A 20,926-nucleotide genomic window follows, 5' to 3' on the forward strand; every position below is an offset into this window, starting at 1 on the left:
ATGAACCGTAATAATTTTAACTGGACTTTCAGATATTCGCTGATAAATATTTCTTATTTTGCAGCCTTTTGTACTGTACATGCTTATGCCGCAGTGTATCTGCTTGCGAACGGCTTTACAAATACTCAGGTTGGAATTCTGCTTGCCCTTGCAAATATAATTTCTGCAGTTTTTCAGCCTCTGATTGCAGGAGTAATAGACAAGCCCGGCCCGCTTACAAACCGCCGTTTTATTTTGATTTCTGTGGTATTGATTCTTGCCGGTTCAGCAGCACTTCTGGTGTTTCATGATAATAAGGCATTTATCTTTGTTGTTTATGCATTGATTTATCTGATTCAGTTTTCATATCAGCCGGTTGTACTGGCTCTGTGTTTTGAGTATCAGAAAGCTGGTTGTCCTATTTATTTTGGACTCGCACGAGGACTTGGTTCTGCAAGTTTCGCTGTGACTTCTGCATTTGTCGGCGGCTTTGTTGCAAAACGTGGCGTGAATGTGCTTCTTTTTGTGAATATTATTTCTATGATTCTTTCGGCTTTAGTTGTGTTTACTTTTAAGAAACCGAAGACAGAAGGGGAAGCCGCTGGTAATGTGGATGTCGTGAATTCTTTTAATTCACAGCCCGCTGCTGCTCATAATAAGATTTCTGATTTTGCCCGAACTTATCCGGCATTTATGCTTTTTCTGGTTGGAACAATCTGCTTCTTTTTTGCCCACAATATGATAAATGATTTTATGATTCAGATTATACGTGGACTCGGGGGTGGTGAAAAAGAACTGGGCTATTCAAACTTTCTGCAGGCTATTCTTGAACTTCCTGTTATGGCACTGATTGGCTTTGTTCTTAAAAAGATTGCTTCCCGCTGGATGCTTGTATTTTCAGGTGCTGCGTTCTTTATAAAAATGATTGTGCTGATGGCTGCCGGAAATCTTGCAGTTTATTATTTCAGCCAGTCGTTCCAGCTTTTTGCCTATGCTGTATTTGTTCCGGCAGCTGCATATTATGTAAGCGAAACAATGGAAGAACTGGATCAGGTAAAAGGTCAGGCTTATATCACAAGTGCAATTACAATAGGCGGTGTTTTTTCTAATCTTATAAGCGGAGTAATTCTTGATAATCTGGGAATAACTCAAATGCTTTTGACAGGAACTGTTGTCTGTGGAATTGGTGTGATTATAGCTTTTGTTGCCATGAAAAAACTTCCTCATAATACACAAAAGGTATGAAGTGTGATATACTAGTATTCGAGGTAGAAACTATATGAAACCCTTTTTGAATGATGACTTTATTTTGCAGAGCGAACCTGCTCAGATCTTATATCATAAATATGCAGAAAATCAGCCGATTTTTGATTTTCATAATCACTTGAGCCCACAGGAGATTTTTGAGAATAAAACTCTTGGAAATCTCGCAAATGCATGGCTTGATCACGATCATTATAAATGGCGTGCCATGAGAGCTGCCGGGGTTCATGAATCTCTTATTACAGGGCACATCCGCAAAGACGGCACCGTAAAATCAGATGCTGAACGTGGCGGAACCGCTGCCGTAGAAAAAGCCGACTACGAGCGTTATCTTGCCTTTGTTAGAACACTTCAACTGTGTCCTGGAAATCCGTTATATCACTGGAGCCATCTTGAGCTTGCCCGCTACTTTGGAATTACCGAGCCTGTTACTGAAGCAAATGCCCGTGAGGTTTGGGATAAATGTAACGCGCTTTTAGCAAAGCCTGAGTATGCGCCTCGCGGTTTACTTTCTAAACTCGGTGTCCGTGAGTTATGTACCACAGATGATCCTCTTGATAGTCTTGAATGGCATAAGAAACTTGCTGACAACAGCGCAGAACTCCGTGTGCGCCCGTCTTTCCGCCCGGATGTTCCGCTTTCTCCAGACAGTCCTGCCTATGCAGATTACATCAGCCGCCTTCAGAAAATGGACGGCACAAAGTTCCAGTCTGTGTCTGATATGATTGCTGCTCTCGGCCGACGTATGGACTTTTTCAAAGAGAACGGTTCTGTAGTAAGTGATCATTCTCTTGAAGGAGACTTCTACCTGCCGGCTTCTTACGATGACGTAAACTACATTTTTGAAAAGGCGTGGATTGGAAAAAAACTCAGCCACGACGAAATTGCAAAATATAAGGGGTGGGTTCTGGTGGAACTCGGAAAGCTTTATGCTCAGAAGGGCTTTGTAATGCAGATTCACATTGGAGCCCTTCGTGACAACAATGCTGCAATGCTCGAGGCTGCCGGAAAAAATATCGGTGAAGACAGTCTGAATGACTTTAATTTTGCACCGCAGCTGGGAGCTGTTCTGAATGCGATTTACAGTACAGCACCGGGTGCACGCACAATCCTCTATAACCTTAATCCAAAAGATAACGAAGCTCTTGCAACTATGGCTGCCAACTTCCGCAACTGTCAGTTTGGTCCTGCATGGTGGTTCAATGATCACAAAGATGGAATTGAAGAGCAGATCCGTGTATATGCAAGAACTGCACCTCTTGGAAGTTATGTCGGCATGCTGACAGATAGCCGCAGTTTCCTTTCGTATCCGCGACATGAATATTTCCGCCGCATTTTGTGTAACTACATCGGCGGTCTTGTAGAAGCAGGTGAGTTCCCGTGGCATGAAGAGAGCCTCGGCCGTCTGGTGGCTGCGGTTTGTTATGAGAACTCGGTAAAATTCTTTCTGAACTAACGTTATTGTGAATAAGATGCCGTCATTGCGAGCGCAGCGAAGCAATCCATTTAATAGATTGCTTCGTCGTTTCACTCCTCGCAATGACGGGGGTTCTTGAAACTTCCTCTTATTTCTTCCATAATTAACGCATGAAGAAAATTGAGATTCTTGATTCGACATTACGCGACGGTGCTCAGGGCGAAGGTATTAGTTTTTCTGTTCAGGATAAACTGCATATTTGTCATGAGCTCGATAACCTTGGCGTAACTTACATCGAGGCTGGCAATCCGGGGTCGAATCCTAAGGATATGGAGTTCTTTAAGGCTGTTGCTGAAGTTCAGTTTAAGAATGCTCAGGTTTGTGCCTTTGGTTCTACAAGACGAAAAAACTGTAAATGCGAAGACGATGCAAATCTTAAAAGTCTTCTTGCAGCAGGAACTAAAACTGTCGTAATTTTTGGTAAGTCCTGGACTTTCCAGGTTACAGACATTCTCAAAACAACTCCGGAAGAAAATCTCAATATGATTCGCGAATCCTGCGAGTTCCTTGTTTCTAACGGACGCAAAGTAATTTACGATGCAGAACATTTCTTTACTGCTTATGAAGAAGATAAAGCCTATGCTCTGGAAACTTTAAAGGCTGCCGTGGACGGTGGTGCCACAGTCCTGAGCCTGTGTGAAACAAAGGGCGGCTTTATGATTGACGAATGCCGCCGTGCCGTAGCTGAGGTCGTAAAACTTTATGGAAAGAAAGTAACCGTAGGTATTCATACTCACAATGACTGCGGTCTTGCCGTTGCAAATTCCCTTGTTGCCGTAAAGGAAGGTGCAACTCATGTTCAGGGTGTTCTCCTTGGATTTGGTGAACGTACCGGTAACGCAAATCTTTCTACAATCATCCCTAATCTTCAGATTAAAATGGGCTATCAGGTTATTCCTGAAGAGAGCATGAAAAACCTTACTGCAATCTGTAAGCGTGTTGCAGAGCTCACAAATATCCGTGTAAATCCTCAGTCGCCTTATGTTGGAAAAGATGCCTTTGCGCATAAAGCTGGAATGCACATTGATGCGGTTCTTAAAAATCCTTTTGCCTATGAGCATATTACTCCCGAAACTGTAGGTAATAACCGTGTCTTCCTTATGAGCGAGGTTGCCGGCCGCAGTATGATTTTGGAGAAGATCCGCCGCTTTGTGCCTGATGTAAAACGCAATGATCCTATCGTAAGCGACCTTATGGCTAAGGTAAAGGAACTCGAATCTGCCGGCTATCAGTTTGAAGGTGCCGACGGAAGTTTCGAACTGCTTGTAAAAAAGATGCTCGGTCAGTATAAGCCGTTCTTTAAGCTTCATTACTATCAGACAACAGGTTCAAATCCGCGTCCAGAAGAGGGCGTTTGCTGCTGTGCACAGATTAAAGTTGAAGTAGACGGAAATTTTGAAATTACAGCGGGTGAGGGAGACGGTCCTGTCAACGCTCTGGATATTGCGCTTCGTAAGGCGCTCGAAAAGTTCTATCCTGTTGTTTCTAATTTCAGACTGGTGGACTATAAGGTACGTGTTTTGGATTCTAAGTCTGCAACTGCTGCCCGTGTACGTGTAATTATTGAATCTACCGACGGACAAAGCAGCTGGACTACAGTGGGCGTATCTTCCGACGTCATCGAAGCGTCTTGGATAGCCCTCGTTGATTCTTTTGAATTAAAACTCAGCAAGTAACATTTCTATATTGTCGCTTACAACTTTCTTAAGCGCGTTGTGCTCAATGGCAGTAGGGAAGTTGCGCCATTCAATATATTTTGCCTTAGGAAGAATTTCTGTAACTGGCTTTCCTGTAGGATTATGAATATTATCAATAATAAGATCATAGCCTTCTTTCTTTGCTTTAAGAAGTTCTTCTGCGCTTACAGGACCAGGCCCGAAAACTCCGACGATATCAAGTCCAAGTTCCTTTGCAAGATATGTCTGATTCTTGTTGCAGAGAACTTTCTTTTTATTGAGCTTCTTTTTCAAAGCTTTTTTCTGACCGTCTTTTACAAGTTTTTCATATTCTGCAAAACGAATTTTCTGAATCTCTTCTGTTCCAAGAGCCTGAGCAATTTTCAAAGTAGATTCCTGAACAGTTGCAAGAGAGTTATCAAGAACAACCTGAACACTTACGCCCTTATTAGGAACTTTTGTTCCAAGAGTTTTCATCATGCGTTCAAAGCCAGCGAAAATGAAAACTTCAGAATCAGAAATTTTCTGAACATCACTTACTGTAATTTCATACTCCGGCGGATGGCGGAGGTTTACTGGTGCAATGCTTTCAACTTCATCAGCTCCTGCAATATCTGCAAAGGCAGCTGCCCAGGAAGTAGAAGCAACAACTTTCTTTGACTGGCTCCAGGCAGAGCTTACAAGTGTAAGAGCTGCAAAAAGGGCAATAATGATTTTAGAGATTTTTTTCATTTAATAATCCTTCCTATAAAGAATAATATACCTGCAAGAACTGCAATAGTTCCAGCTGGAGGAAAATCTGCGGCAACAGCTATAACATAGCCTGCAACCGAGAGTAAGAAACCTGTAATACAGCTTCCGATAAACAGTGAACGGATACCGTTGTGATTCATTTTTTTGAGAAACGGCGCGGCACACATTACCGGAAGAATTAAGAGTGAGTCGATTAGAAAAGCTCCGAGTAGTTTCATTGCAATTGCAACTACAGAGGCAATCAGAATAACCATTATTGTGTTATGAAGTCTTACGCGGATTCCAAGACTCATGGAAATCTCTTTGCTGAAAAAGAGATTTTTAATATTTCTGAAATTTATGATGACATATAAGAGGAGCAGGAGGGCAAGTATACCAAGCGCTGTAATGTCCAGATAGCTCAAGGCAAAAGGACTTCCCCATAAAAGGTCGAGAGTGTCTTTTGCAGGAACATCAGCTACATGCATAATCAGAGAAGCGAGGGCCATGCTCAAAACCATTGTAGCAGCACTAGTGCCGCCGAAGTTTCTCCCTTCGCCGCTTCCTGTCATCATAATCATCATAAAAACTAAAAGCAGGTTTACTGTGATTGTTACAGGAAGCAGGGGAACATTCAGTGCCATTGCAATTGCACCGCCGAGTATTACTCCGTGCATCAGCATGTAACGCATTGGAACAAGATTCAGTCGCAGGACCATAACTCCACAGAGCGGGAAAACGGCTCCGCTTATGCTCATGGCAATAAAGCCTTTCATTACGGGTGCAAGAGAAAAAAGTAATGCAAGTCTTTCGAGTTTATCCAATGTTGAGTACCTCCCATTTTTTTAGAGAAGTAAGCTCTTTGTCGTGAGTTACCATTATGATAGTTGGGATTTCCGAAATCGAAAGAGAAGTAAGAATATCAACTACCATGCGGCGGTTATCTTTGTCGAGGTTTGCGGTAGGTTCGTCCAGCAGCAGGAGACGGGCTTTTTGCGCAAGACAGCGGGCAAGTGAAACTTTCTGCTTTTCACCGCCGCTGAGTACTGAAAACTTTCGTCCGGCAAGATGTGCACAGCCTGTTCTTCTCATTGCCTGTTCTACAAGGTCTCGACGGCTTTTTCCGCCAGATTTCTCAGGCTTGCCATTTATTCCAAGTCCTACAACTTCTTCTGCTGTAAGATCAAAACTCTGTTCTTCCTGAAGTTCTGAAAGCTGCGGAATATAGCCGATTGTGTATTTTGGGAGCTTGTCTACAGGTTTTCCGTCAATCAGAATGCTTCCACTATCTGGTTTGTAAATTCCACAAAGCAAGCGGAGAAGGGTAGTTTTACCGGTTCCGTTTTCGCCAAGAATCATCAGTCGCCCACCTGCGGGTACTTCCAGATTCAGGCCGTTTATTTTTCCGTATTTATATGAAAGATTTTGAATGCTGACTGGAATTCCAAGTACAAGTTTTGCCCGCTGTCGTAGTAAATAGTACATTTCATCAGAATCTGTAAGATTTTCCAGCTGACTTTCAGTCTGGCACATAAGGCGGTCTACCAGAGTATCCCAGGTGAGTTTGCCTTCGCCAAGAGTTTGAGCGATATATTTTACTGCAAGATTACTTACAAGTTCGCCGTGAATCTGCTCAACACCTAACCGCACCAGTAAAACAGCTGCAGCTTTTCCAATGGCGCTGTCCCAGGCACTCAAATTAGTTCGAGGCCCATCATAAGCCTTCAAAAACTCTTCAAATTCAAAAATTGGATGCAGCCACTTGCTTTCACTATAAAAAATCTGTGTGTCTGAAGAGAAAATTTTCAGCATAAATATAGAATAACATGAACATTATTAAATGACAAATAACAATTCCTATGATAAAATTGTATAAAACAATATTTTAAGGAAGCTTTATGGGTTCGTATATTAAAAAAAATGGCCTGCTATATTCTGAGGATTTGCACACAGTTCTTGGAGTTGACGATACTTCAACAGACTTTACTGGTCGTGTTCCTTTTGGAGCACATAGAATAGAAGATGATGTTTTTTCAGATTGTCCGTATGAGTCTATCTCTCTGCCAGATTCTGTAAAAGAGCTTGGAAGTTGTCTTTTTTCAAATTCAAAAGCACTCGAAAAGGTTAAGCTTCCATCTGGTGTTACAGAACTTCCTTCTTATCTTTTTTCTGGATGTTCTGCTCTTACTAAGGTAACTATGCCAAATGCGGTTAGTGCTTTTCCAGAAGGGCTTTTTAAGGATTGTGTATCTTTACCAGAAATTCCTTTCCGTGCCGGAATTACAGAATTGCCGGAAAGTGTTTTTGAAGGCTGTGCTTCATTAAAATCTCTTGTAATTCCACCAACCGTAAAGCGAATTGAATCCAGAGCTGTTGCCGGTTGTACTGCTCTTGAAAGTGTTGTATTCCCATCTTGTATTGAATATATTGCTCCAGATGCCTTTGAAGGCTGTAATTCTCTGCACAATCTGCGTGTAGATGGAGAGGGCGGACTTTTCTATATTGGTGAAAACGATGGCTATTTATACGAAGCCGCTGATGAAGGAGACCGCGTTGTTTTGAAAACAAATGGCGGTAATGCTTCAAGTGTATCTTTCTTTAAGGATAATGCAGATGAAATATCAGCAGGCCTTTCAGAAAATGATGACGAAGATTTCGAAGATGATGATACATTCAGCGCTGAAATAGGGGCTTCAGAGGAAGAAGCTGTATTTATTCAGGCAGAAAATGCTCCTGAACCAGTGTTTGATACAAAATCAACTTCTGCAGCTCAGGAAGAACCTGAGATTATGCAGGATAGCGCAGTTGATTCAATGCTTGCAGATATTATGGGTGATGAAAAGGAACGTAATACACTTTCCGAAGAGGTTGCCGTAAGCGAGCAGGAAACTGCAGTTCTTTCAGAAACTATGGCTGTAATGTCTGATTCAAGTCAGGGTGATACAAGTGCTGCAATTTCAGAAGCTGAACTTGAAAAGTTATTTGCTAAAAATGAGGAATCAGAACTCGCAACTCACAATGCTGATAATCCTGATGTTCTGGACAGCAAGGCTCAGATTCTTGCAGATTCAGTTGGTTTAAGTGCTGTATTTGAATGTGAACCTTCGGGAGAACTTCCTGAAGATCCTGAACTGTTCGTCATTGCAGAAAAAATTGTTAAGGATGAGAACGGAAAATCAAACTTCAGTTCAAAACTTATTACCTGTTGTAAGACTTTTGCAAGAATTCAGGATTATAAAAGAATCATTATGCTTTACGGACTTCCTCTTGATAATGAGGAATTTGCACTCTTCTTTAAGCATTTTATTGCAAAGAAGAATGTTATTCTTGCCTGTGAAGCAGAATCTCCTGCAACACTTTCTGATTTCGGAAAGACAATCTGTGATTATGCCAGAATCAGCCTGAAGAAAGAAGAACTCGCAGAACAGCGCCGTACAGCAGTGCTCAAAACAAAAACTCTCGTAAAACTTGTCATCCGCGACAAATATGAGTAGAATACCGACATAAAGAGGACCTCTATGAAAAGTGATAACGCTAAAAAAGGTGTTGCCCGCGCGCCACACCGCTCGTTGTTTTATGCAATGGGTTATACTGATGAAGAATTAGACCGCCCGCTCGTAGGCGTTTGTTGTGCTAAAAACGAGATTATTCCAGGTCATATTGAACTTGACCGCATTGCTGAAGCTGTAAAAGCCGGCATCCGTATGGCTGGCGGAACGCCTGTAGAGTTCCCTGCAATCGGTGTCTGTGACGGTATTGCCATGGGTCACGAAGGAATGAAATATTCCCTTGTTACACGCGAACTCATTGCCGACTCAATTGAATGTATGACAAAGGCTCATCAGTTTGATGCCCTCGTTATGATTCCTAACTGCGATAAAATTGTTCCTGGTATGCTGATGGCTGCAGCCCGCCTAGATCTGCCTACAGTATTTGTAAGCGGCGGTCCTATGATGCCTGGTCACCTCCCTGGAGCTGATGCTTCTAATCCTTATGCCGGACGTAATTTGTCGCTGACAGATATGTTCGAAGCTGTTGGTGCAGTTGCCAGCGGACGTATTACAGAAGAACAGCTTCGTGAAATGGAAACTGTAGCTTGTCCTGGCTGTGGTGCCTGCTCTGGTATGTTCACAGCAAACTCAATGAACTGTCTTACAGAGTCTATCGGACTTGGTCTTCCTGGAAATGGAACAATTCCAGCTGTCAGCGGTCGCCGTATCGCTCTGGCTAAAAAAGCCGGAATGAAGGTTATGGAAATGTTTGAGCGTGGAATTACTGCGCGCAACATGCTTACAATGAAAAATTTTGAGAATGCCCTTGCTGCTGATATGGCACTCGGCTGTTCTTCTAATACAATGCTTCACCTTCCTGCAATTGCACATGAAGCAGGTTTGTCGATTGACCTTCATATGGTTAATGAGATTTCTAACAGAACACCAAACTTGTGCCACCTTGCTCCAGCCGGTCACACTTTTATGTGCGAACTTGATGATGCGGGTGGTGTTCAGGCTGTTCTTGCAGAGCTTGCTAAGAAAAATCTGATTGATACAAGCCTTATGACTGTTACAGGAAAAACTGTGGCAGAAAATATCGCAGGCGTTCGTAACCGCAATCCTGAAGTTTTGCGTCCAATTGAAAATCCTTTCAGTGACAATGGTGGACTTGCAATTCTCTTTGGAAACCTTGCTCCAAACGGAACTGTTGTAAAACGCTCTGCCTGTGCAAAAGAACTTATGAAGCACACAGGACCAGCCCGTGTATTCAACGACGAAAGTGAAGCAATGGATGCTGTTCAGAACCGTAAAATCAAGAGTGGTGATGTAGTAGTTATCCGCTACGAAGGACCAAAGGGCGGACCTGGTATGCGCGAAATGCTCGCAGTAACTGCAGCTCTTGCAGGTCAGGGACTCGATAAGGAAGTTGCCCTTATTACAGACGGCCGCTTCTCTGGTGCTACCCGCGGTGCTTCTCTCGGACACTGTTCTCCGGAAGCTGCTGTAGGTGGACCAATCGCACTTGTAGAAGAGGGCGACAAAATCACTCTCGATATCAACAATTATAAGATTACCCTTGAAGTAAGCGACGAAGAACTCGAGCGTCGCCGTGCCGCTTGGAAAGCTCCGGAACCAAAGGTTAAGACCGGCTATCTCGCACGTTATGCGAAATTAGTTAGTTCCGCAGATAAAGGTGCAATTTTAGAGTAGACGGTAAACCTGCAAGTTTTGCGAATGCAAAACTTGATAAGAAGCCGTCAGGCTGCGACCTGGCAAGGGTGCTATCCTCGAATAGAAATTCCTCTGTGCTCTATGAGGAATTTTATTTTATACCCCCTAACTTTTCAAAGCAGATAAAAAACTATATAATAACCCAATTATGGCAACGAATAATTTGGAAAAAATGCGCAACATTGGAATTATGGCGCATATTGATGCTGGAAAAACTACAACTACAGAACGTATTCTCTATTATACAGGTAAAATTCACAAGATTGGTGAAATTGACGACGGTCAGGCAACAATGGACTGGATGGCTCAGGAACAGGAGCGTGGAATTACAATCTGTTCTGCAGCCACAACAACTTACTGGAAAGATCATCAGATAAATATTATTGATACACCAGGCCACGTAGACTTTACTGCCGAGGTTGAGCGTTCTCTGCGTGTACTCGACGGCGCGGTTGCAGTTATCTGTGCAGTAGACGGAGTTCAGCCACAGACAGAAACTGTATGGAAGCAGGCTGACGAATTCTCAGTACCTCGCCTTTGTTTTATGAATAAAATGGACCGCATTGGTGCTGATTTCTTTGGCTCAATGGAAGATGTTCACGAAAAGTTCGGCGTAGACTGTCTTGCACTCCAGATTCCAATTGGAGAAGGCCAGGACTTTGAAGGTGTAATTGACCTTCTTAATATGAAAGAAATCCGCTGGCATGAAGATGATGAAGGCGAAACCTTTGATATAACTGATGTTGATGCAAGCCGTCTAGACCAGGCAAATGAATGGCGCGAAAAGCTTGTTGAAATGGTTGCCGGTTCGGACGATGCCTTGATGGAAATCTATCTTGAAGGCGGCGACATCAGCGTAGATCAGCTTAAGGCTGCTATCCGTAAGGGAACAATTGCACGTACTTTCGTTCCTTTTGTAATGGGATCTGCCCGCCACAATCAGGGGGTTCAGCCACTTATCGATGCTGTAATCGATTATCTTCCAAGTCCACTCGATATTCCTGCTGCAAAGGGAATCCGTATTAAGAAGGATGAAGAAGAGACTGTTGATGTTCCAACTGATGTTTCAAAAATGCCTCTCGGTCTTGTATTTAAAATTCAGTATGACCGCGAAATGGGACCTTTGTGCTATGTCCGCATGTACTCAGGAAAGATTCAGGCCGGAACTCAGATTTTCAATATCAATAAGAAAAAGCGCGAACGTGTAAACCGCATTTTGCGAATGCATGCTAATAAGAGTGAGCCTTGCGATTCAGTAAGTGCCGGCGATATCGCAGTATTTATTGGTCTTAAACTTGCTCAGACTGGTGACTCTATTGGAACAGAAGCATTCCCAATTCTTCTCGAGCAGCCTAAGTTCCCTCAGCCTGTAATTTCTGTTGCACTTGAGCCGGAATCTATGAGCGAAAAGGATAAGATGAATGAAACTCTCGAAATCCTTTCGCGCGAAGACCCAACCTTTACAAGTCACGAAGATGCAGAAACCGGTCAGCTGATTATTTCTGGTATGGGTGAGCTTCATCTCGATGTTCTTGTTACCCGTATGCGCGATGATTTTGGCGTAAAGTGTAACGTAGGAGCACCTCAGGTTACTTACCGCGAGTCTGTAAGTGGCTCTGCTGAGGCTACAGAAGAGTTCAGCCGCGTTCTTGCCGGAAAAGAAAATACAGCCGGACTTACAATTACAGTTGAACAGCGTGAACAGGGTAGTGGAAACAGCTTTGAAATTACCTGCCGTCATGCAGAAGTTCCTGATGAAATTATTGAAGCAATCAAGAGTGGCTTTATGTCATCTCTCAATTCTGGAATTAAATACGGCTACCCTTGTACTGATGTTGGTGTAAAGGTAACTGCTATCAATTATAACGAGCTTACTTCTACAACTTTTGCTTTTGAAGCTTGTGCTGCACAGGTATTTGATAAGGCATGTAATGCTGCAAATCCTGTAATCCTCGAGCCTGTAATGAATGTTGATATTGCATGTCCTAAGGAATTTGTGGGACCTGCATCAAGCCAGCTTTCTCAGCGTGGTGGAAACATTATGGGGCAGGATTCTAAGACTACTGGTGAAGTTATTCATGCTCAGGCACCTATGGCTAACATGTTCGGATTTACTACAAATCTCCGTTCTGCAACACAGGGCCGTGCAAGCTTCTCTATGGAATTCAGCCACTTCCAGCTTAAAGTTGGCGGATTGAACAATCTGTAAAACCTTTTTCTGCTAGGGGATTTGACGGAATAAGAGAATTAACCGATTCAGAGTTTGTTCTTATCTTTTGTCATTTACCCAATGTTTTCATTGATTTCTCTTAATTTGGTTTTATAATTTAATAAATAAAAAAAATTAGGAGTATTTTATGAAAAAAACAAGTCTCATTTTTGTCTCAATGATGTTGTTCGCTGGATCTCTTTTTGCTGCGCCAAAAAAGAATGCAGCACCTGTAGAACCAATTTCAGTTACTTTCTCTGAAAGTACACGATGGGGAACAGATGCTACACTGGCAGATGGAGTTTACGGTGAAGATGGATCTGTAACATATACAGCTATGTACAGATATGGTGGAGGAGGATATACTTTCAATATCAATGGAAAGACAGGAATCAATTTAAAAGATTATTCTTCTTGTGAAATTGAATTTGAGTACAAAACTGGTTCATGGGAAAAACCGGAAGTTATGCCAAAGTTTGGTATAAAATATTTTGGATCAGGAGCGACCTTCTTTAACGGTGGTCAGCCACTTGACTGGGTTGATGCAGAGGAGCCAAGCGGAACAATTACTAGAACTATTGATCTTACTGGAAAATCTGGAAAAGCAATTCGTATTGGTGTACTTGCTAATTCATGGCAGTGGGCTGGAAACGGTAATGGAGGCGATAAAGGTGATGACACTGTAATTATTACAGTTAAGAAAATCACTTTCCTGCCATAAAATCAATCAAAGGAGTAAGATTGTGAAAAAATTATTTCTTGTTACCCTTATTTCTGCACTGTTTACGGTAGCAGCTGTTGCGGCACCAAAAACACTGGTAATTGATCTTGGTGATAGCGAAGTCAAGACAATTGAAATTGTTAAGAATCCTTATGGTGTTAATTACCAGAATAAGACACCGGCTGTGTTTACAAAATACTTTAAGAACAATATGCCGGTTCCAGGTGATACTATTGAAGTACATTATAACTTTACATCTGATGTAAATATTCCTGGTCTTATTATGGCTGTTATTGATAATTCTCCAGAAGCTAATTACTGGCTTGAAATTTCAAAAGAGTATAAAACTCTTGGAAATATCAAGGCTGGAGTTCCCAATAAAGGTGTGCTTGTTTACAAGGTTGTTGCTAAACCTGTTTCTGAGGTTACAGTACAATTAATGTATGACGATAAATTCGACAGCAAATTAACATTGCAGAAAGCTGGTGTGACTACCGGAAAGAAATAAGTTAAAAAAAATGGCAGTGCCGGAGAAGGAAAACCGGCACTGCCACAAAAAACGTTTTACAAGCAACTGAAGTTCTACTTAATAACCTTTAATGATTCATGATCAATAGTTAATGCTACTACAATCAAAAAGATTATACCTTTCACAAGCTGCTGTGTTGCTGCCACTGGGAAAACCATAGGAAGCGATTTTTCGAGGACACAGTAGGTAAGGGTTCCCAGAATGATATTTGAGAACCGTGCTTTTGCTCCACCAGAAATCGGCATTCCACCTAATACAAGTGCAATAAGAATCTGTGTTTCAAGCTGACGTCCTGCAGTACCTGTTATGGCACCTACATGAACAACGTTGATAAACGAAGCAAATCCTGTAATTGCTCCTGCACTTACATAAACTAAAAACTTTTTTAAATCCGGTCGACATCCAGAAAATCTTGCAGCAGTTTCGCCCGCACCAATTGCCCTTAAATCTGGTCCGACTCTTGTAAAATGCCAGATAACAAATACAACAATAAGTACAATTCCCATCAGAAGGAATTTGAACCAGGTCTGATCCAGAGAAAGTACATTATAGCTGGCAGGAACAGGTCCGGCTGTTGTAATGTATTTACACAGACCTCTGAAGAAATATTGTGAACACATTGTTACGATAAAAGATGCAATCTTGAACTTAACATGGAAGAAGCCGTTGAAGGCACCCATTAAAGCTCCGGCAGCAACAGATGCAATTACTGCAAGCGGTATGCTGTACATTGAAACCCAGCAGAAAATTATTGATGAAAGACCGAGAACAGATCCCTGAGAGAAATCAAGGCCTCCGACTGTCATTATCAAAAATACTCCGCTGCAGCAGGTCATCAAAACAAAGACCTGACTAAGCATAAGGCTTAAGTTTTTAGGCTGAACAATTTTTCCGCCAGTCAATATTGAAAATAATAAGATAATTCCGATAAAGCCAAATAAAGGACCAAAGTTAGAAAATAGCTCCCGTTTCTTTGCTTTTTTTGCCAAATCATCTTGTGTAATCTTTTTTTCTGCTTTAAATGCGATTTGATTTGTCATACTTTTCTCCTGATTAAATCATCTTTGCAATGAGGTCTTTTTCTCCAAGTTCGCGGCTGCGTTTAAACTCACCATTGAACTTGCCGTCCTTCATAATAAAGATGCGGTCACTCATACCCAAAAGTTCTGGCAACTCTTCCGAAATCATAATGATTGATTTACCCTGTTTTTTGAGTTCACTCATCAAGGTATAAATATCAGCTTTTACGCGTACATCAATACCTCGGGTAGGGCTGTCCAGAATCAGAATATCAGAATCTTTTCCAATCCAGCGGGCAAGAACAACCTTCTGTTTATTTCCTCCCGAAAGTTCAGAAACATACTGTTTAATTCCAGTCATCTTTGTACTCATTTGTACTGCAAACTTCTGGGCAAAGCTTGCAGCTGCCTTCAGATTCAGGAAACCTTTTTTAGAAAGATCATCCAGAGACGGAAGAATAATATTGTCGCCGATAGAATCTGCAATAACTATAGATTCGTTATCGCGATCCTTAGAAGCATAAGCGATACTATGCTTGATTGCTCCGGGAATACTGTTTACCTCGTAGCCATTCTTTAAGATAACTTTTCCTTTTCTGTTATAGGATGCACCAAAAATAGCTTTACCAATTTCGTGCATACCACATTCCGAAAGACCACCGATTCCGATAATTTCTCCCTTGTGTAAATCAAGATTGATGTTATCGAACTCGCCTGGAACACTTACATCATTAAGAGAAAGAACAACTTCGTTGGAAACTTCTTCGTCGTAGTCAGTGCGGTAATACTTGTTTTTAAGTTCGCGGCCAACCATTTCGCGTTTAAGGTCATCGGTTGTAACTTCCTGTGTATTCAGAGTTCTTACCAGAACACCGTCACGAAGAACTGATACGCGGTCTGTATGTTCAAGAACTTCATCAAGGTCGTGTGAAATAAAGATTACGGTTGAACCCATTTCGCGGGTTTTGTTCATAACCTTAAAAAGTTCCTGACGTCCGTCGTGACTCAGGGCAGTTGTAGTTTCGTCTACAACAAGAATCTTTGGATTAAAGTAAGTTGCCTTTACAATTTCAACAAGCTTGCGTTCCTCAAAAGAATAGTGGTCAATCATTTTTGAAGCTTTAATATGATTAAAACCATAAGAATCCAGAAGTTTCTGAGCTTCTTTATTCATTGCTCTGGAATCTTTTACAATTCCGTGCATGAATCTGTCTTCTTCTCCAAGGAAAAGATTTTCTGCAACAGTAAGACCTGGCAGAGTTCCCATTTCCTGAACGATAATAGAAATACCAAGTTTGTTTGCTTCAACCTGACTTTTTGGTTTGATTTCTTTTCCAATCAGAGTTAATGTTCCGCTTGAAATTGTATGAATACCACACAGCATGGAGCTGAAGGTTGATTTTCCAGAACCATTTTCACCAATCAGACCATGAATCTCACCGGTAAATAACTCCAGATTAAGATCGGCAACTGCATGTGTCGCACCAAAATATTTGTTTATGTTTTCTGCTTTTAAAAGTACCTGACTCATTTGCATCCCTCAACTTATTTAATTACACTGCCAATCTTACCGCGGTTGGTAAGAGTTACGATTGCAAGGAGAACTGCACCTGTAACAAAGTCATTGATTGTTGTAGGTACATCAAGAGCAACAAGTCCATTAAATATCATAGTAATAATGAACTCACCGATTACAATAGCAGTAACCGGACAGCCATATTTTTTGAAGGCGATACCGAAGAAGGTTCCCATCAAAGGTTTAAAGTTGCGGTCCATACTTGTCATTCCGGTAACAGCCAGAATTCCTTTTCCGTAGCTTACAGTCAAAAGAGCCATAATACCTACGAAGAAGTGAAGAAGAACAAATCCGATAAATTTATATTTTTCTACGCTGATACCCATGTTCTTTGCAACAAGCTCATTGCTTCCGATGGCGTTACAGTAAGTCCCGATTCTTGTGAATCTTAAAATGAATACCATCAGTAAGAATGCACTGAATGCAACAATATAATTCCATGGTGCGTGATTGAATGCCAGGATATTAGCATTAGTCAATTTTCCAGGGAATCCGGATGTATCAAGACGTACAACATAATTTGCAACACTTTCGAGAATAAGCATAAGACCTACGGTTACAATCATCGAAGGGATCCTAAGCTTAGAATAAAAAAATCCATTAAAAGAACCTATTAAAGCACCAGTAAGTAAGGTTCCGCCAATAAGGCCAACATAGCCAAGGTGTCTTGAGAGTAAAACACCTACCATTGATGAAAGAACAATGTTTGCTCCAATGGAGAAATCAAAAAGTCCCATTACAACAATAAAGTAAAATCCACAGCCGCCTACGGCATACTGAATACTTGTCTGCAGATAGTCAGACATAAGTTTTGGTGTTCCAAAATTCTGAGGAGATAAGAGTTTAAAGATTCCCCAGCACAAGATTGCTAAAACAACAAGAGTCGTAACACCAAAATACCGGCTCTTCTTGAATGAGGCAAAACGTCCGTTGCCTGCTATTGCTTTTTCAAAATCACCCATCTTTATACATCCTAAAAAAAGGGGAGCAGTAAAATAATTGTGCTGCTCCCCTGATATTTTTTAATAAAAGAGACTATCTGCGGCTCTTTACATCTTCAATAGAGAGTTTTGCAGTTGCAACTTCAAGTTCTTTTTCAGAAAGTGCTGCCATAGCTCTAAGTTCTTCCTGGTTGTATGGAAGTGCATCTACGAAGTACTTAGCATAAGATGCATAGTCTTCTGGAGAAGCAACATAAAGATATGGGAAGTTTACGTCATAGAAACCATTTGTTGATACGGCATAGTTTCCTTTGATTGCATTGTAAACGAGCATGAATGCGATAAGTGGGTCACAGTAGTGTCCGCCAGATTCAGCAGCCATACCACCGCTCTTAAGCTGTTCGTCGAGGTCTGCAAGGAAGTCTGTAGAAACTACAGCGATCTTTCCTTTCTTACCCATAGATTCAATAGCAGCAAGAGCACCTACGAGAGTATCTCCACCACCACCAGCAACGATCAAAGCGTCGATGTCTGGGTTAGCGTTGATGATAGCTTCTGCAGTAGAACGTCCTGTATCAGATGTTGTTCCACCGTACTGTGGTTCAAGAAGTTCAATTTTGTTAGAGTGTGAAGCATTCCACTTTTCAACACCCTGCTTGTATCCCTTCCAGCGGAGAAGGAATGTAGCGTCACCAGCTTCCCATCCTTCAAGAGCGATTTTCTTATTTCCTTTTTCAGCAAGAATTGTTACGAGTTTTTCACCGTTTTCTACTTCGTTCTCATGTACAGCTCCAACAAAGTATGGAGATCTTGCAGCAAGAGCATATTCGTTAGGGTTTGTTTCTTCACTGATGATGCGGAAGAACTGTGCACAGTAAACTTTGTTCTGTGTACATGTGTTGATTACAGAAGTCATTTCAGCAGAAGCTGAGTTACAGATGATGATACCGTCACAACCGGCAGCACTCAAAGTTTCTGCAGAGCTTGTTACGTTCTCAGAGATATGTCCCTGGTCAACATACATAACCTGTACGTCGAGGGCCTTTGCAGCTGCGTCTACGATGCGCTTACACTGGCTACCAAGAGTATCAGTAGAACTCCAGATAGAAACACCAATTTTAATCTTCTTTTCTTCAGAAGATGCACTAGATCCTGCCTGCTTCTTTGAACAAGAAACAAGAGCCGTTCCAAGTAAAGCTACAGTAACGAGCATACTTAAAATTTTTCTCATCTAATTTTCCTCCTAATAGATGCATTTTTTTATAGCCCAATCATAGAGTGGAATTTGTGAGAATTGAATAAAGATTTTTAGGAATTTATTTTGAAATTTTTAGGTATGTTTAGTGCAAAAACATAGTGTAGGGGATTTTTCTTAGAAAACTTTAAAAATTTTTGGTAAAAATTGTTAGATATTTTACGATAAAACAACCAGCTGCAGCAGGAAGTGTGCAGCTGGTTGTTGGATGTTGTTGGTTTATTCTAAAAAACGAATCAAATTGGAAGATTCAGCTTTTATCATTTTGATTTTTATGTATTAGTCTGTGATAGTAATGGTTTTAGTGATAGTTTGACTTTTATTTCCTTTCTTATCAACAAGATATGCTTTTACAGTATAAGTTCCAGTAAAATTAAAATAAATTTCGTTCCACCATGAAGCTTGATACTCATAATCTTGTGATGTTATTTGTAATGTGTCATAGGTTTTGAAGTCATCAAAAGATATACGCAGTTCTGTTACATCAAAGTCTGGATCATAAAAATCAACAACTACAGCAAAATGATCTGAATTTGAAACTGTAGTTAATCTAGGCCAGTTTTGGATACCTGTATCAGTATCAATTACTGGTTTTTTGTTAGTACAGAATAATTCATTTATAACTGGTGCTGTACCATGATCTTCTTCTGGTTGTTTACATCCTGCCAATGCGAGAGCCATAACTGCTAAAAACAGTCCAAATAACATTTTTCTTTTCATACTTTTTTTCCTCCTAAGTTGAAAATCTATTTAAAAATATCCTATAGATAAAAAAATGTGAAGAATCAGTTTGTCAATTTTAAGAAAAAATATTTTTTAAAATATGCGATATTTGCATTGACATAAAATATTCTTTTTGATATATTCATTATCACATTCCGCGCGGGGGTGGTGGAATTGGTAGACACGCAAGCTTGAGGTGCTTGTGACGTTAGTCGTGGCCGTTCAAGTCGGCTCCTCCGCAAAAGGCTTCCTGAATAAGGAAGCCTTTTCTTTTTAACCTCGGATGGGGGCGTTACGGGGGCGGAGCCCCCGTTAGAAAGGGTAGGCCGCAACGAAGTGCGGCCGAGGGGAAGACTTTCCCCTATGTATCTATATCCCGAAAAAATCACACTTATACGAAAAATCTCTGTTGACTTCTGCCGTGGATGTGCTACAATAGGTCTAATAATATAACCCTTAAGGAGGCCACATAAAATGGCAAAGGTAGAACTTAAAGGTATTGGTAAGGTTTACGACGGCGGTGTTCGTGCTGTAAACAATGCTAATATCACTATTGAAGACAAGGAATTCTGCGTATTCGTAGGTCCTTCTGGATGCGGTAAGTCAACAACTCTCCGTATGATTGCTGGTTTGGAAGATATTACTGAAGGTAAGCTCTTCATTGACGGTATTGAAATGAACGACGTTCCTCCAAAGGATCGTGATATCGCCATGGTATTCCAGAACTACGCTCTTTATCCACATATGACTGTTTATGATAACATGGCATTTGGATTGAAGATTCGTAAGATGGACAAGGCAGAAATCGATCGCCGTGTTCGCGATGCTGCTAAACAGCTTGACCTTACACAGTACCTCGATCGTAAGCCAAAGGCTCTCTCTGGTGGACAGAGACAGCGTGTTGCTGTAGGTCGTGCTATCGTACGTAACCCTAAAGTATTCTTGTTCGATGAACCTCTTTCAAACCTCGATGCTAAGCTCCGTGTAACAATGCGTTCTGAATTGGCTGGTCTTCATAACAGACTCCAGGCTACAATGATCTACGTAACACACGACCAGATCGAAGCTATGACTCTTGGTACAAAGATCGTTGTAATGAAGGACGGAGTTATCCAGCAGATTGGTGCTCCACTTTACCTCTACAACAACCCAATCAACAAGTTCGTAGCAGGATTCATCGGAACTCCTCCAATGAACTTCTTGACTGTAAAGGTTCTTGAGAAGAACGGTAAGATCGTTTGTGACGAAGGTTCTTTCGAAATCAACCCTACAGACGAGCAGGCTAAGAGCTTGAAAGACTATGTTGGTAAGGAAGTATCATTCGGTATTCGTCCTGAAGACCTCACATACGTTGACAAGCCAGCTGCAAAAGATGATATGCAGATGAAGATTACTAACAAGGAACCACTTGGTGCTGAAACACACCTCTACCTTGTTTCTAACAAAGGTCAGTCTATCATCGCTAAGACAACTGCAAATGCTGAATTCCGCCTAGGGGACTCAGTAAACGTTGTTCCTAACATGGAAAAGGCTAAGTTCTTCGCTCTCGACGAAGGCGAGCTCAACATCTGTGACAGCATTGAAAAGAAGTGGTAATTAAC

At 41.4% G+C, this 20,926-nt stretch carries 17 protein-coding genes and 1 tRNA gene; 10 read left to right on the forward strand and 8 right to left on the reverse strand.

Annotated elements, in window-relative coordinates; genetic code table 11:
• The 3 genes from BMY21_RS08085 to cimA all read left to right on the forward strand — a co-directional run bounded on the left by BMY21_RS08085 (position 1) and on the right by cimA (position 4,395).
• Positions 1-1,224: an MFS transporter gene (locus tag BMY21_RS08085; RefSeq protein WP_074642650.1), complete on the forward strand. Its 1,224-nt coding sequence runs from the start codon at positions 1-3 to the stop codon at positions 1,222-1,224.
• Positions 1,225-1,258: 34 nt separating this feature from the next.
• Positions 1,259-2,698 (forward strand): glucuronate isomerase, encoded by a 1,440-nt coding sequence (gene uxaC, locus BMY21_RS08090; RefSeq protein WP_074642653.1) that lies wholly within the window; start codon positions 1,259-1,261, stop codon positions 2,696-2,698.
• A 131-nt stretch (positions 2,699-2,829) separates the two neighbouring features.
• Positions 2,830-4,395 carry a citramalate synthase gene (cimA, locus tag BMY21_RS08095; RefSeq protein ID WP_074642655.1) on the forward strand — a complete coding sequence of 522 codons (1,566 nt, stop codon included), beginning with the start codon at positions 2,830-2,832 and terminating at the stop codon, positions 4,393-4,395.
• On the opposite strand, the gene BMY21_RS08100 is transcribed toward cimA, so the two are convergent.
• Genes BMY21_RS08100 through BMY21_RS08110 form a run of 3 tightly spaced genes read right to left on the reverse strand, consistent with a single transcriptional unit; the run spans position 4,378 to position 6,939 of the window.
• Positions 4,378-5,127: a metal ABC transporter substrate-binding protein gene (locus BMY21_RS08100; protein WP_074642657.1), complete on the reverse strand. Its 750-nt coding sequence runs from the start codon at positions 5,125-5,127 to the stop codon at positions 4,378-4,380. The two genes, cimA and BMY21_RS08100, sit on opposite strands and share 18 nt — an antisense overlap.
• On the reverse strand, positions 5,124-5,951 hold the full coding sequence (locus tag BMY21_RS08105; RefSeq protein ID WP_256210335.1) for a metal ABC transporter permease: 828 nt from the start codon (positions 5,949-5,951) through the stop codon (positions 5,124-5,126). The genes BMY21_RS08100 and BMY21_RS08105 overlap by 4 nt, the downstream gene beginning before the upstream one ends.
• Positions 5,944-6,939: an ATP-binding cassette domain-containing protein gene (locus BMY21_RS08110; protein WP_074642659.1), complete on the reverse strand. Its 996-nt coding sequence runs from the start codon at positions 6,937-6,939 to the stop codon at positions 5,944-5,946. The genes BMY21_RS08105 and BMY21_RS08110 overlap by 8 nt, the downstream gene beginning before the upstream one ends.
• A gap of 86 nt (positions 6,940-7,025) precedes the next feature.
• Here BMY21_RS08110 and BMY21_RS08115 point away from each other — a divergent pair, with 86 nt between their 5' ends.
• The 5 genes from BMY21_RS08115 (at position 7,026) to BMY21_RS08135 (ending at position 13,790) form a co-directional block, all read left to right on the forward strand.
• Positions 7,026-8,621 carry a leucine-rich repeat domain-containing protein gene (locus BMY21_RS08115; protein WP_074642661.1) on the forward strand — a complete coding sequence of 532 codons (1,596 nt, stop codon included), beginning with the start codon at positions 7,026-7,028 and terminating at the stop codon, positions 8,619-8,621.
• A gap of 24 nt (positions 8,622-8,645) precedes the next feature.
• A complete protein-coding gene (gene ilvD, locus BMY21_RS08120; protein ID WP_074642664.1) occupies positions 8,646-10,331 on the forward strand; it encodes a dihydroxy-acid dehydratase in 1,686 nt (561 codons plus the stop codon).
• Between the two features lie 169 nt (positions 10,332-10,500).
• Complete coding sequence (gene fusA, locus BMY21_RS08125; RefSeq protein ID WP_074642666.1) at positions 10,501-12,561, forward strand: elongation factor G; 2,061 nt, start codon at positions 10,501-10,503, stop codon at positions 12,559-12,561.
• A gap of 148 nt (positions 12,562-12,709) precedes the next feature.
• Positions 12,710-13,282 carry a hypothetical protein gene (locus BMY21_RS08130; protein WP_074642668.1) on the forward strand — a complete coding sequence of 191 codons (573 nt, stop codon included), beginning with the start codon at positions 12,710-12,712 and terminating at the stop codon, positions 13,280-13,282.
• A gap of 22 nt (positions 13,283-13,304) precedes the next feature.
• Positions 13,305-13,790 (forward strand): hypothetical protein, encoded by a 486-nt coding sequence (locus BMY21_RS08135; RefSeq protein ID WP_074642670.1) that lies wholly within the window; start codon positions 13,305-13,307, stop codon positions 13,788-13,790.
• A gap of 74 nt (positions 13,791-13,864) precedes the next feature.
• Here the strand turns inward: BMY21_RS08135 and BMY21_RS08140 are convergent, their stop codons facing one another.
• The 5 genes from BMY21_RS08140 to BMY21_RS08160 form a co-directional block, all read right to left on the reverse strand.
• Positions 13,865-14,851: an ABC transporter permease gene (locus BMY21_RS08140; RefSeq protein ID WP_074642672.1), complete on the reverse strand. Its 987-nt coding sequence runs from the start codon at positions 14,849-14,851 to the stop codon at positions 13,865-13,867.
• A 13-nt stretch (positions 14,852-14,864) separates the two neighbouring features.
• Positions 14,865-16,361, reverse strand: coding sequence for a sugar ABC transporter ATP-binding protein (locus tag BMY21_RS08145; RefSeq protein WP_074642674.1), 1,497 nt, complete (start codon positions 16,359-16,361; stop codon positions 14,865-14,867).
• 14 nt (positions 16,362-16,375) lie between these two features.
• A complete protein-coding gene (locus BMY21_RS08150; protein ID WP_083379788.1) occupies positions 16,376-17,368 on the reverse strand; it encodes an ABC transporter permease in 993 nt (330 codons plus the stop codon).
• Between the two features lie 73 nt (positions 17,369-17,441).
• Positions 17,442-18,578, reverse strand: a complete 1,137-nt coding sequence (locus BMY21_RS08155) for a sugar ABC transporter substrate-binding protein (protein WP_074642677.1) — start codon at positions 18,576-18,578, stop codon at positions 17,442-17,444.
• A 303-nt stretch (positions 18,579-18,881) separates the two neighbouring features.
• Positions 18,882-19,322, reverse strand: a complete 441-nt coding sequence (locus tag BMY21_RS08160) for a hypothetical protein (protein WP_074642679.1) — start codon at positions 19,320-19,322, stop codon at positions 18,882-18,884.
• 162 nt (positions 19,323-19,484) lie between these two features.
• Between BMY21_RS08160 and BMY21_RS08165 the strand changes: the two genes are divergently transcribed.
• Together BMY21_RS08165 and BMY21_RS08170 are read left to right on the forward strand one after the other, a co-directional pair.
• A tRNA-Leu gene (locus BMY21_RS08165) sits at positions 19,485-19,566 on the forward strand.
• A gap of 233 nt (positions 19,567-19,799) precedes the next feature.
• Positions 19,800-20,921, forward strand: coding sequence for an ABC transporter ATP-binding protein (locus tag BMY21_RS08170; protein ID WP_074642682.1), 1,122 nt, complete (start codon positions 19,800-19,802; stop codon positions 20,919-20,921).
• Positions 20,922-20,926: the final 5 nt, after the last annotated feature.

It is taken from the genome of Treponema bryantii (assembly GCF_900111035.1).
GTDB classification, from domain to species: Bacteria; Spirochaetota; Spirochaetia; order Treponematales; family Treponemataceae; genus Treponema_D; species Treponema_D bryantii_C.